The organism is Roseateles sp. So40a (genome assembly GCF_048081605.1).
Classification (GTDB): Bacteria; Pseudomonadota; Gammaproteobacteria; order Burkholderiales; family Burkholderiaceae_C; genus Roseateles.
Window position 1 is genome coordinate 2,637,077 of record NZ_CP182288.1, and the last position, 13,178, is coordinate 2,650,254.

At 68.9% G+C, this 13,178-nt stretch carries 10 protein-coding genes; 8 read left to right on the forward strand and 2 right to left on the reverse strand.

The window, feature by feature from the left end; all coding sequences use genetic code 11:
* Positions 1-52 precede the first annotated feature (52 nt).
* The 6 genes from ACNI65_RS12055 to ACNI65_RS12080 all read left to right on the forward strand — a co-directional run bounded on the left by ACNI65_RS12055 (position 53) and on the right by ACNI65_RS12080 (position 8,064).
* Positions 53-973 carry a CPBP family intramembrane glutamic endopeptidase gene (locus tag ACNI65_RS12055; protein ID WP_416763268.1) on the forward strand — a complete coding sequence of 307 codons (921 nt, stop codon included), beginning with the start codon at positions 53-55 and terminating at the stop codon, positions 971-973.
* A gap of 192 nt (positions 974-1,165) precedes the next feature.
* Positions 1,166-3,625, forward strand: coding sequence for a penicillin-binding protein 1A (locus tag ACNI65_RS12060; protein ID WP_416763270.1), 2,460 nt, complete (start codon positions 1,166-1,168; stop codon positions 3,623-3,625).
* Between the two features lie 23 nt (positions 3,626-3,648).
* Entirely contained in the window at positions 3,649-4,434 is a 786-nt protein-coding gene (locus ACNI65_RS12065) for a transporter (RefSeq protein ID WP_416763272.1), read from the forward strand.
* Position 4,435: 1 nt separating this feature from the next.
* On the forward strand, positions 4,436-5,464 hold the full coding sequence (locus tag ACNI65_RS12070; RefSeq protein ID WP_416763273.1) for a ribonuclease T2 family protein: 1,029 nt from the start codon (positions 4,436-4,438) through the stop codon (positions 5,462-5,464).
* Entirely contained in the window at positions 5,461-6,660 is a 1,200-nt protein-coding gene (locus tag ACNI65_RS12075) for a M48 family metalloprotease (protein ID WP_416763275.1), read from the forward strand. Before ACNI65_RS12070 ends, ACNI65_RS12075 begins: the two co-directional genes overlap by 4 nt.
* Before the next feature lie 246 nt (positions 6,661-6,906).
* A complete protein-coding gene (locus ACNI65_RS12080; protein ID WP_416763276.1) occupies positions 6,907-8,064 on the forward strand; it encodes a hypothetical protein in 1,158 nt (385 codons plus the stop codon).
* 5 nt (positions 8,065-8,069) lie between these two features.
* Here ACNI65_RS12080 and ACNI65_RS12085 read toward each other — a convergent pair whose 3' ends face one another.
* Complete coding sequence (locus ACNI65_RS12085; protein ID WP_416763278.1) at positions 8,070-9,191, reverse strand: beta-ketoacyl-ACP synthase III; 1,122 nt, start codon at positions 9,189-9,191, stop codon at positions 8,070-8,072.
* A 247-nt stretch (positions 9,192-9,438) separates the two neighbouring features.
* Here ACNI65_RS12085 and ACNI65_RS12090 point away from each other — a divergent pair, with 247 nt between their 5' ends.
* Positions 9,439-10,416: a GMP reductase gene (locus ACNI65_RS12090; protein ID WP_416763279.1), complete on the forward strand. Its 978-nt coding sequence runs from the start codon at positions 9,439-9,441 to the stop codon at positions 10,414-10,416.
* 76 nt (positions 10,417-10,492) lie between these two features.
* On the opposite strand, the gene ACNI65_RS12095 is transcribed toward ACNI65_RS12090, so the two are convergent.
* Positions 10,493-12,637 carry a TonB-dependent siderophore receptor gene (locus ACNI65_RS12095; RefSeq protein ID WP_416763280.1) on the reverse strand — a complete coding sequence of 715 codons (2,145 nt, stop codon included), beginning with the start codon at positions 12,635-12,637 and terminating at the stop codon, positions 10,493-10,495.
* Between the two features lie 175 nt (positions 12,638-12,812).
* On the opposite strand from ACNI65_RS12095, the gene ACNI65_RS12100 reads away from it, so the two are divergent.
* Positions 12,813-13,169 (forward strand): iron uptake protein, encoded by a 357-nt coding sequence (locus tag ACNI65_RS12100; RefSeq protein ID WP_416763281.1) that lies wholly within the window; start codon positions 12,813-12,815, stop codon positions 13,167-13,169.
* The last annotated feature ends 9 nt before the right edge of the window (positions 13,170-13,178 follow it).

The following is a 13,178-nucleotide window of genomic DNA, read 5'->3' on the forward strand; positions in this document are numbered from 1 at the left end:
CGGCCACCCCATCGGGCGCCCCCGCACGAGGGTGATCCACCCCACTCGCACGATGACGCTTCCGCTGCTGTCCCCGATCCCGCTCAGCCACCTGCTGCTGGGCCTGGCCATGCTGGCCGCGCTGGCGCCAGTACGCGCGCCCTGGCCGTGGTTGTCCCTGCTGATCCTGGCGATGACCGCAGGCCTGATCCACGGGCAGCTGACCGTCGCCGCGATGGTCCCGATCGCCGCGCTGGCCGGCCTGGCCTGGATGGCGCTCGAGGCCCGCCAGCGCCCGCGCCGCGAGGCCGTCCTGATGGGCCTGATGTTCGTCATCGGCCTGGCGCTGTCGCTGCACTTGCTGCCCGGTTTCCTGAACCCGACCTACCTCGCGTCGACCTCCGACGCCCGCGGGCCGACGCTGAGATACCTGAACTTCGACAAGGGCGTGGCCGGCTTGCTGCTGCTGGTGGTGCTGGCGGCGCGACAGCGCCGGGATCCCGATCCCGCCGTCGCGAGTCCCCGTGCGGGCACCGAGCCGCTGCCCCTGCCCGCCTCCGGTCTGCCGCGCTGGGCGCCGTGGGCGGTGGCGGCAGCCACGCTCGCCCTGCCCTGGGCCATCGCGGTCGCCACCGGCGTCGGCCGTCCCACGCTGCGCTGGCCCGAGAACGCCGCGGTCTTCCTCGCCGCCAACCTCTTCCTGACCTGCGTGGCCGAGGAAGTCGCTTTCCGGGGCGTGATCCAGGGGCTGCTGGCGCGCCGGCACGGCACCGACCTGCGGACGATGAACGGCTGGCTGCCGGTGCTGCTGGCCGCCGTGCTGTTCGGCCTCGCGCACGCGGCCGGTGGACCGGCCTATGTCGCGCTGGCGCTGCTGGCGGGGCTGGGCTACGGCCTGATGTACACGCTGAGCGCCCGCATCGAGGCTGCCATCGCGCTGCACTTCGCCCTGAACGCGCTCGTCTTCCTGACGCTGGACTTGCGGATCGGCTAAGCGTCCCCCGCAGGGGCGAACCGCGCGGGTCAGGCACGTCGCCTGCCAAACGGCGGCCTCGCCCCCCGTTGGGGGTGGGTCCCGTACACGGTTCGTGTGTCGACTGTGTGCGGTTTGTTGCCGTCAGCGCGCGGGCCGAGACAGGACGCGCCGTCTGACGATAATCCGCCGACCTGAACTCGTGCGCCCCGCATGCAGCCGATCGCCCAACTCGCCCGCAACGTCGCCACGGCCGTGGCCCGCTTCTTCCAGGCGCTGTGGCGCCGCACCGCGCCGATGCGCGCCTCGCTGCGCTCGCTGCCGACCTGGAAGCGCATCGCCGTGTGGTCCGGCGCCGGGGTGCTCGCCGTGGCCCTGCTCGTGGCGGGCGCGGCGGCGGTGATCTGGCCGGGCCTGCCCGACCTGGACCGCCTCACCGACTACAACCCCAAGCAGCCGCTGCGGGTCTACACCGAGGACGGCCAGCTGCTGGCCGAGTACGGGGCCGAGCGCCGCAGCTACCTGCCGCTGGACCAGATCCCCAAGCAGATGCAGCAGGCGCTGCTGGCGGTCGAGGACACCAACTTCTACGAGCATCAGGGCGTCTACGTCCCGGGGATGATGCGGGCGTTCTGGGTCAACCTGTTCTCCTCGTCGCGCAGCCAGGGCGCGTCCACGATCACGCAGCAGCTCGCGCGCGACCTCTACCTGACCAAGAAGAAGCTCTACACCCGCAAGTTCGTCGAGATCCTGCTGGCCTTCAAGATCGAGAGCCAGCTCTCCAAGGACAAGATCCTGGAGGTCTACATGAACCAGATCTACCTGGGTCAGCGGGCCTACGGCTTCGAGGCGGCGGCGCAGGCCTACTTCGCCAAGTCGCTCAAGGACCTGACGATCGCCGAGACCGCCATGCTCGCGGGCCTGCCGCAGAGCCCCTACCGCGCCAATCCGATCACCAACCTCAAGCTCGCCCAGCGGCGCCAGTCCACGGTGCTGATGCGCATGGTGGACGTGGGCATGATCACGCCCGAGCAGGCGCAGCAGGCCCGCGAGGAGCCCGTCAAGCTGCGCAGCGCGCAGGACCAGCGCCTGCCCTGGGGCCAGTACGCCGCCGAGATGGTCCGCCAGGTCGTGCACGCGCAGTACGGCGAGGAGGCCTACAACCGCGGCCTGCGCGTCACCACCACGCTGCGCATGGACGACCAGGTCGCCGCGTACAAGGCCCTGCGCCGCACACTGATGGATTACGAGCGCCGCAAGGCCTGGCGCGGTCCGGAAGGCGACGTGGATCTGCCCGACGGCATGGACGGCCAGGATCAGGACGCGGCCATCGCGCAGGTCTTCACCGAGCACCCTGACAACGACGACCTGCGCACCGCGGTCGTGACGCAGGTCGCGTCCAACAAGATCCTCGCCAGCCTGTCCGACGGCGATGACATCGAGATCAAGGGCGAAGGCCTGCGCTCGGTGCAATCGGCGCTCGCGCCCAAGGCCAAGGCCGACCTGCGCATCCAGCGCGGCTCGATCATCCGCGTGCTGCGCGGCAACCCGACCAAGGAGTTCCCCAAGGGCGCCTGGGCGGTGACGCAGTCGCCTGAGGCCGAGGGCGCGCTGGTCTCCGTCGAACCCGACAGCGGCAAGATCCTGGCGCTGGTGGGCGGTTTCGACTTCAACCGCAACCAGTTCAACCACGCCACGCAGGCCTGGCGTCAGCCGGGTTCGAGCTTCAAGCCCTTCATCTACTCGGCGGCGATGGACAGCGGCGCCGGCCCGGCGACGCTGGTCGACGACGCGCCGATCTCGGTGGGCGACTGGAATCCGCGCAACTCCGACGGCAACTTCGACGGCCCGATGACGCTGCGCCAGGCGCTGGCCAAGTCCAAGAACATGGTCACCATCCGCGTGCTGGAGCAGCTCACGCCGGGCCGCGGCCGCGCCTGGGCCGGCAAGTTCGGCATCGACGTCGACAAGCAGCCCGAGAACCTCACGCTGGCGCTGGGGTCGGGCTCGGTGACGCCGCTGCAGATGGCCAGTGCCTATTCGGTCTTCGCCAACGGCGGCTACCTGCTCAAGCCGCTGCTGGTGACGAAGATCGTGGACGCGCAGAACCAGGTGCTGTTCCAGGCCGAGCCGGAGAAGCTCACCGAGGACCGCCGCGCCATCAGCGAGCGCAACGCGTTCATCACCGGCTCGCTGCTGAGAGAGGTGGCGATCCGCGGCACCGCCTACAAGGCCAGCGCGTCGCTCAAGCGCTACGACCTGTACGGCAAGACCGGCACGACCAACGACGCGGTGGACGCGTGGTTCGCGGGCTTCCAGCGGCGCGTGGCGACGGTGGTGTGGATCGGCTACGACCAGCCGCGCAGCCTGGGCGCGGGCGAGTCCGGCGGCGGCATCGCGCTGCCGGCCTGGATCGAGTACATGCAGGTCGCGCTCAAGGGCATCCAGCCCTCGGAGATCGAGCCGCCCAAGGATGGCGGGCTGGTCCAGGAGCAAGGGCCCTATGGACCCGACTGGGTCTACAGCGAGTTCGCCGGTGACGCCGGCTGGAAGACGATCGGCCCGATGCCGCCGCCGCTGCCCGCGTCGGACGCGGCGTCCGGACCGGCGACCGGCGCCTCGGGCGTGCCGCCGTCCTGGTGGATGGGCGGCGAGCGCAGCGGCGGACAGTGAGCATGCGGATCGCGCTCGCCCCCATGCTGATCGGCGTCCTGATGGCGACGTCGATGTCCACGGCCCACGCGGCCGATGACGGCAAGGACGCCATCGAACCGGACCAGCCCGGCATCGTCGAGTCGAGCAGCACGGTCGGCCAGGGCCGCGCGCTGCTGGAGACCGGGCTCGGGTATCAGCGCGACAAGAGCGACGGCGTGCGCAGCCGGCTGTGGTCGACGCCGACGCTGCTGCGTTTCGGCTTCGCGCAGGACTGGGAGTTCCGCGTCGAGACCGACGGCTACCAGCGGCTGCGCGCAAGTGACGCCAGCGGCACGGTGCGCGCGAGCGGCTGGGCCGACACGGCGCTGGGCGTGAAGTGGCATGTGCAGGACGGCGACGCCAACACGAACAAGCCGGGGCTGGCCTGGCTGCTGCACGCGGACATGGACAGCGGGTCGGCCGCGTTCCGCGGCCAGGGCTGGCGGCCCTCGCTGCGGCTGACGGCCGAATGGGACCTGCCTCGCGACTGGTCCGCGGGGCTGATCGGCGGGCTGTATCGCGACCGCCGCGAAGACGGCGGGCACTTCATCGGCGGCATCCTCGGCGCGTCGATCGGCTGGCCGATCGCCGAGCAGTGGAAGGGCTACGCGGAGATCGCCGGCGATCAGCTGGCGTCGACACGCAACGGCGGACGCAGCATCTCGGCGGGCACCGGCGTGACCTGGCTGGTCGACCGCCGCGTGCAACTGGACGCCTCCATCAATCGCGGACTGACGAAGCAGACCGCGGACTGGGTGCTGGGACTTGGTATTTCGATCGGATTCTGAAATGCGCTTTCGCTTCGCCGTGACGGCCTTCGTCTTCTCGTTCTTCTCGTGCCTGGCATTGCCGGCGGCCTGGGCCGCGCCTGCGAGCGGCACCTTCACCGCGTCGCGCGCCTGCGACGCGCTGCAGTCCTTCCGCAAGGGCACCAATCCCGACGCCTCGAAGCTGTCGCCGGGCACGGGCTACACCATCCTCGAATCGCATGCCGAGGGCTGGACGCGGGTGCAGGTCCCGGGCGCGCGGCCACCCGAGCGCTGGGTCCCCAACGACTGCGGCAACGCCGGCGGCGGTTCCACGTCCGCGGCCGCGCCCTCCTTCGGCGACCGCTCGAATGCCCGCAACGGCTCGGACGCGCCGTCGATGAGCGGCGGCGGCATGTGCAAGACCGCCGACCAATACGACAGCTTCGTGCTGGCGATGTCGTGGCAGCCCGGCTTCTGCGAGTGGACGGCGGGCGGCAAGCGCGGCAAGCCGGAGTGCGAGGCGATGGAGAGCGGCAAGCTCAAGGTGAGCAACCTGACGCTGCACGGGCTGTGGCCCAACCGTCAGCAATGCGGCATCAGCTATGGCAACTGCAGCAACGCGCCGATGACGCTGTCGCGCGAGACGATCGCCTACATCGGGCCGTGGATGCCCAACTTCCTCTACGAGAAGGACTTCGGCGAGCACGAATGGCGCAAGCACGGCACCTGCCAGTCGATGCCGCCGGACGCGTACTTCCGCCGCGCGGTCGACCTGGTGAAGCAGTTCAACGACTCGGGCGTGGGCCGGTACATCCGTCAGAACATCGGCGGGACGATCTCGCGGCGCGCGTTCTACGACAAGCTGCAGGCCGAGACTGGGTCGGAGGCCTATCGGGACAGCGTCAAGCTGATGTGCTCGGGCCAGTACCTGACGGAGATCCAGGTGAAGCTGCCGCGGGATTACCGCGCGGGCGGATCGCTGAAGGACCTGCTGGGCGACCGGCCTGGCGGCAGCGGCGGCGGCACCTGCCGCGGCGATGAGATCCGGATCGAGGCGAGCGGGCGGTGAGCGGCGCGTCGGCCGCCGGCGCCTTCGGCCGCTGGGAGCGCGTGCGTCGCGCGCTCGGTGAGCGCCAGAGCCGGCATCTCTTCGAGGAGGTCATGCGCCATGGCTTGACGGTCGCGCGCCGACGCCGCCCCGCGCTGACCGCCCCGCTGCTGGTGGCCTACGTCCTGGCGCTCGGCGTGCACGGCGTCGGGCTGCTGGCTGGCATCCTGGGCCTGGTGCTGCTGGCCAGGCCGTGGTCCAACCTGTTCATCCCGCTGGCCGGCGTGACGCTGTTGCTGCTGTGCGTGGCCGCGCGTCCGCGCCTGGCGCGGGAACCGGACCAGCCGCTGGACCGCGCGCGATTCCCGGCGCTGCACGCGCTGAGCGACCGCGTGGCGCGCGCGCTCGGCGTCCCGCCTCCGGATGGACTCGCGATCTGCGCCGACTTCACCGCCAACTACCGGGCGGCCGGCTGGCGCCGCCGCCGGCATGTCGAGCTGGGCAGTCCGTTGCTGGCGATCCTGACGCCGGAGGAGCTGGCCGCGATCCTCGCCCATGAGCTCTCGCATGGCGCCAACGGCGATCCGCTGCGCGGTCAGTTCCTCGGACAGGCCATTCACCTGCTGGCCACCTGGGGCACCGCGGTGCGGCCGCTGGCGCTGGGCGACCTGGGCCGTGGATCGGCCGGCGGGCCGATCGTGTCGCTGCTGGCCTTGCCGCTGGAGTTCGCGATGCTCGGTCTGTCCGAGCTGCTCTTCGCCTGGGCGCGCGGCATGTTGTGGCTGGTGATGCGGGAATCGCAACGCGCGGAGTACCTCGCGGACCTGCTGGCCGCGACGGTCGTGGGCTCGGCGGCGATGCGCGCCGCGCTCGAGAAGCTGTACCTGCACGAGGTCGTGGACGCCGCGATCCGCGTGCATGCGCTGACCACGCCCGACGACGCCATCGACGCGCGGATCGCCGACGCAGCGCGGGCTGTCGACGCGGCCGAGTTCGCGAGCTATCGCACCACCTCGCGCAACGAGTCATGGCGCGCCGATGCCAGCCACCCGCCGACGGCGATGCGGGTGGACTTCCTGGCGGCGCATGAGGCGCTCGCCGCCACGATCACGATCGATGACGAGGAGCGATTGGCGCTAGCCGAGGAAATCTCACGCCTGCTCGCGCTCACGCGCGCCACGCTGGTCGGGCGCAAGCTCGAGGCGATCTACGGTTGAGCGGCCCCAGGCCGCCGCTGAAGCGCGGGCCTCGATGCGCCGGCCGACACATGGAGGGAGAGAAGCCATGCAATGGCTCAAGCAACTGCTCGCACGACCGACAGCGGGACGGGCGACATGACGAACCCGCGCCGCCACCGCCCGCGGCGAGTGGCGCTCGCCGTGGCGGTCAGCCTGGTCGCTGCGATCGCGATTTTCACCATTGGGCGAGCCTGGCTCGGGGGCTCTGCGTCGACGAGCGACTCCTTGCCTTCCGGCGCCGCATCCGCCGGCAATTCCCCGGCGTCAGCCACCGCCGGCTCATCAGACTGGCCCTGGCACATCGCGGGCAGCGCCGCATCCGATGCTTCAGTCGGCGACGCCGAGGAGCGACAGCGGACCGCCGCGGGGACGGGCACCGAGAGCACCTCGGCCCACGCGCCACCGATCGTCAAGAACGAGCGCCGCGACACGATCTGCGGCGACGACACGCCGCTGCCCGAGCAGACCCTGGATGGTCCTGACGTCGTCATGGAGCGGCTGGCCCAGAAGCATTCGCCGCTGGGACGTCAGCTCGAGGCCTTCGCCAAGCAGTTGGACGGCGCGAGCGACGAGCTCGGGCAGCTGATGCGCGCGATGCTGCGCGACGACTGGACGCGCGTGGCCGCGATCGCCGAGGCCAGTCACGATCCAGGCATCGTCGGAATCGCGGCGAGCCGCTGCGACTTCGGCCGCGACGCCGTCTGCATGCGCGTTCCGGCCGCCCGCTGGACCTCGATGGATCCGGGCAATCTCGTGGCCTATCTGCTGGAAGCGCAGCACAGCGGCGATTCGACGGAAGCGCTCCGGCACCTGCGGCGCGCCGTCGCGGCCAACGCAACGCAGATGCGCACCGGTGATGAGCTCATCACGCGGCGCCTGGCTCAGATGGGATTCGCGAATCAGCAGCAGGCCAGCGCCGTGCTGCTCAAGCTTGAGCCGATGCGGCTGGAGCTGGTCCTGGCGAATTCGGTCGACCGCGCCTGCCCGGATACGAAGGACGCCGCGGCCTTGTCCGTCTGCAAAGGCATCGCGATCCAGGTGGCGAAGTCCGAGTTCCCGTTGCATCTGCGCTTCTTCGCGGCCACGATCGCCCGCGCGCAGTACGGTGCCACGGTGGCCGAGGTGCCGCCGCTGCCCAAGGATGTGCAGGCCTTGATCGGCGCGCTGTCGCGACGTGGCGGCTCCTATCGCGGCGGCAACTTCGGACATCCCTCGCTGAGCTGCGACAAGCAGGCGCGCGAGTTCCGCTTCGATGTCGATCGGCTGGACCGCGATGAGATCACGCTCGCGAGGGAGCAGTTGGCGCGGGAGGCTGAACGTCCTGCATCGGCCACTGGCCCTCACCCCCCGCCCTCTCCCGCTTCGCGGGCGAGGGGGCCTTGACGGCTTCAGCGCTTCTTGACGATCACGCTGCCGACGGAATAACCGGCGCCGAACGAGCAGATCACGCCCAGGTCGCCCTGCTTCAGATTCGCGCGATGCTCGTGGAAGGCGATCACCGATCCGGCCGACGCCGTGTTGGCATACGTGTCCAGGATCAGCGGCGCGATCTCCGCGCCGGCCTCGCCACCGACCAGCTTCTTGATCACCAGCTGGTTCATGCCCAGATTCGCCTGGTGCAGCCAGTACCGGCTCACGTCCGTCGGCTGGATGTGCAGCGCGGCCAGGTGGTTCTCGATGTGCGCCGCGGCAATCGGCACCACTTCCTTGAACACCTTGCGGCCTTCCTGGCGGAAGGTCTTGTCGCGCGCGTCCGGATCGCTGTCCTCGGCCTTGTTCATGAAGCCGAAGTTGTTGCGGATGTTGTTGGAGAACTGCGTCGCCAGCTTCGTGCCCAGGATCTCCCACTGCTCCGCCGCCACCGCCAGGTCCGCGCGCTCGACCACGATCGCGGTGCACACGTCGCCGAAGATGAAGTGGCAGTCGCGGTCCTTCCATTCCAGATGCGCCGAGGTGATCTCCGGATTCACGATCAGCACGCACTTGGACGCGCCCGAGCGCACCGCGTTGTAGGCCTGCTCCAGCGCGAAGGTCGCCGACGAGCACGCCACGTTCATGTCGAAGCCGTAGCCGCCCGCGCCCAGCGCCTGCTGGATCTCCACGGCCATCGCCGGGTACGCGCGCTGCATGTTCGCCGCCGAGCAGAACACCGCGTCCACGTCCTCGGGCTTGCGACCCGCCGCGGCCAGCGCCTGGCGCGCCGCGTCCACCGCGATCTCCGCCATCAGCGAGAGCTGGTCATCGGCGCGTTCCTCGAAGCGCGGATACATGCGCGTCGGATCCAGCACCCCGTCCTTCTCGATCACGTAGCGCTGCTTGATGCCCGACGCCTTCTCGATGAACTCGACGCTCGAATGCACCAGCGCCGCGCGCGTGCCCGCGGCGATCGCCTCGGCGTGCTCGGTGTTCTGCAGGTCCACGTAACGGTTGAAGGCCTCCACCAGTTCGGCGTTGGTGATGACGTGCGGCGGCTGGTAGAGACCGGTACCGCTGATGACGACGGAATGCATGAGGCTTGACTGGTGATGTCGCCCGTTGAAGGGCCAAGGGGGCGAAGTTTAGCGAACTGTGCGCGAAAGCCCCCGATCCGTGCATGCTGCACCGCAGCGCGGCAGGCGATGCGTCGAGAGGATGCGTAGAATGAGCCACCGGGCCCAAATTTTGGGACCCGGTTTTTCATGGCCGGGTTCCAAGTCAAGCGCTCGCAGCCCAGGGCAAGCACTGCATCAACGCTGCCCGACATTGCGACTTTGGACCATGGAAATCTTTGACTACGACAACATCCTGCTGCTGCCGCGCAAGTGCCGCGTGACCAGCCGCAGCGAATGCGACACCTCCATCGACTTCGGCCCGCGGCGCTTCAAGCTCCCGGTGGTGCCGGCCAACATGAAGACGGTCGTCGACGAGTCCATCACCGAATGGCTGGCCGCCAACGGCTACTTCTACGTGATGCACCGCTTCGACCTGGACGCCGTCGCCTTCGCCCGCACGATGCGCGACAAGGGCCTGATGGTGTCTCTGAGCGCCGGCGTGAAGGACGCCGATTACGCGTTGATCGACCGCCTCGCCGCCGAGGGCCTCGGCGCGGACTACATCACCATCGACATCGCCCACGGCCATGCCGACTCGGTGCAGCGCATGATCGCGCACATCAAGCACAAGCTCCCCGACACCTTCGTGATCGCCGGCAACGTCGGCACCCCTGAAGGCGTCATCGACCTCGAGAACTGGGGCGCCGACGCGACCAAGGTCGGCATCGGCCCGGGCAAGGTCTGCATCACGCGGCTCAAGACCGGCTTTGGCACAGGCGGCTGGCAACTCTCGGCGCTGAAGTGGTGCGCCCGCGTCGCCACCAAGCCCATCATTGCCGACGGCGGCATCCGCCATCACGGCGACATCGCCAAGAGCGTGCGCTTCGGCGCGGCGATGGTGATGGTCGGCTCGCTGTTCGCGGGCCACGAGGAGTCGCCCGGCAACACGGTGGAGGTCGACGGCAAGCGCTACAAGGAGTACTACGGCTCCGCGTCCGACTTCAACAAGGGCGAGTACAAGCACGTCGAGGGCAAGCGCATCCTGGAGCCCGTCAAGGGCCGCCTGGCCGATACGCTGCGCGAGATGGAGGAAGACCTGCAGAGCTCGGTGTCCTACGCCGGCGGACGCTCGCTGGCGGACCTGCGCAAGGTGAACTACGTGGTGCTCGGCGGCGAGAACGCCGGGGAACATCTGTTCATGTGAGCGCGTTGAACTGGGCGCTCTGACGCGCCAGTGAAAAAGGGCGACCCGAGGGTCGCCCTTTCTGCTTTCTGCTCTCTCAATATTGATAACGCAGCGTCGCCGAGACCTCGCGGCCGGTGCCGATGGTCTGCTGGTCGAAGGCGGCGAACATGCGGAAGTAGCGCTTGTCGGTCAGGTTGGACGCATTCACCTGCAGCGACAGCTGACGGCTGAATTCATAACGCGCCATCAGGTTGACCAGCGCGAAGCCCTTCTGCTCGATGCGCTGCACCACGCCGACCGGGTTCGTGGCGTCCGTGTAGGACTCGCTCTCGTAGTTGACGCCGCCACCGACCGTCACCGCGCTGAACGCGCCGGGCAGCTGGTAGGTCGTGAACAGCTTGAGCGTCTTGCGCGGATAGATCGAGTTGAAGTCCACACCCGCCGCGTCCTTCGCGCGGAACTGGCTGTAGCCGACGCTGGCGTTCCAGCCCTGCGAGATTTCCCCGTTGAGCTCGAGCTCGAAGCCCTTGCTCGTCGCGCCCTTGGACGCGCGGTAGGCGGTCTCGGGCGGCGTCGTGCCGGGGATGTTCTCGCCGGTGGACTGGCCCAGGCCGTCCTGCTCGATGTGGAAGACCGCCGCGGTGGCGTTGAGCTTGCCGTTCAGGAAGGCGCCCTTCACGCCGGCCTCGATCGCCTTGCCCTTGATCGGATCCAGCGTCTTGCGATTGATGTCGCGCACCGACTGCGGTTGGAAGATCGAGGTGTAGCTCGCGTAGACCGAGATGTCCTTGGTCGCGTCGAAGACGATGCCCGCGTACGGCGTGACCTCGTCCTTCACCTTGACCGGGTTGGCCGAGTCGCTGGCCACCTGTTCGTACTTGCTCACGCGCGCGCCCAGGATCAGCTTGAGCGGATCGGCCAGGCTCAGCTTGCTGGCCGCGTACAGGCCTTCCTGCTTGGTCCTGCCGTCACTGTAGAAGGCCAGCGCGCCCCACTGCGGCGCGGGGATCCAGGACGGGTTCCAGGCGTTGAAGTTGGGCGCGGCGCCGAAGTCGCCGGCGCGGGTCTGCGACAGGAACTTCTGGCTGGAACGCGTGTAGCCCACGCTCAGTTCATGCGTGCGGCCGAAGGCCTCGAACGGGCCGCTGGCCTGGACGTTCAGGTCGTTCTGGTCGGTCTGCGGCTTGTAATAGGCATTGAAGTAGTTCATGCCCAGGCCCGTCGTGCGGTCCGGCGCGCCGCTCAGATACGACAGGTAGGCGTCGCCCACGCGCTCTCCGCGGCTGAAGGACGCCTTCACGCGCCAGCCGCTGTCGAAGCGGTGCTCCAGCGCGGCGAAGTAGTTGGTGTAGGTCGAGTTCCAACGCACCCAGTCCGAGGAGGTCGTCGTCGACTGATCCCAGTTCGTGCGCGTGCCATCGGCGTACCAGACCGGCAGGCCGCCCCACATCGCGCCGGTGGAGTCGTTCTCCTGACGCGAGACCCCGCCCGACAGCAGCGTGCGCGGCGTCAGGTCGGCCTCGAAGGTCGCCAGGCCGGTCTTGGTCTTGCGCTCGATCAGGCGGGTCTCGCTGCCTTCCTCGTTGTACTCGGCGATGAAGCGCGCGCGGATCGTCTTGTCGGCGTTCAGCGCGGTGCCCACATCGGCCATCACGCGGCGCTTGTCGTGCGTGCCCAGTTGCAGCTCGGCCGTGCCGGTCAGCGTCGTGGCCGTCGCGCGCTTGCGGATCATGTTGATCGCCGCGCCCGGATCACCGGCGCCGGTGGTCAGGCCCGTGGCGCCGCGCACGGCTTCCACGCGGTCATACATCGCCAGGCTGGAGAAGATCTCGCCCGAGCTCCACGCCTGGTTCCAGGTCGTGGGCACGCCGTCGATCATGATGTTGTTGATGTCGAAGCCGCGCGCGGTGAACTGGGCGCGGTTCGTCTCGTATTGATGCACGGCCAGGCCGGTCACATTCGCCACCACGTCGGTGATGTTGAGCAGGCCCTGGTCCTGGATGCGCTGCTGCGTGATCACCGACACCGATTGCGGCGTCTCGCGCAGCGACAGGCCCAGCGGCGTGGCGGTGCTGTTGTCCTCGGCCGTGTAGGTCTTGGTCTTGGCCGACTTGCCTTCCACCTTGACCGCCGGCAGCGCGGTGTTGTCGGTGACGGCTTGCTGCGCGAAGGCCATGCCGTGAACGGCCAGCGCAACGCACAGGCACAACGGGCGAATCGGGAACGGACCTTGGGACATCGAGAAATCCTGTTGTTGGGGTAAGGAGGATCAGAAGCGATCAGGGAGCAACCGACACCGAATTGCGCCTATCGCACACAAACTTGCTATCGCGAATGCGAATTGTATGCATCTAAGTCATTGACAAGACGATAATGCCTCGCATTTACAACAGCGCTTGACGTAAGCTGCCGCAATGACAGATACCGCTACCACCGCACCTCCGGTCTCTGCCGGCGCCGCCGGCGCGGGTCGCCGGTCCGCACGGGGCCTGCCGTGGGCGCTGCTCTCGCGCATCGGCGCCGCGGTGCTGGGCGGCTACGCGTTCTGCTGGGGCTTCATCGCCCTCGCGCACAGCGGCCTGTACGCGCTCGGCATGCCCTTCCATGACGGTGAGCACCTGAGCGCCATCCTCGGCGTGCTGCTCTACCTGGTCGTGTTCCTGTGGACCTTCGCGGCACGCCGGACCGGCGTGACCTGGACCGTGCTGCTCGCGGGCGGCGGTGTGATGACGGGAGCCGCCGCGCTGATCCAGCGCGCGCTGCTCGGCTGAACGAGGACT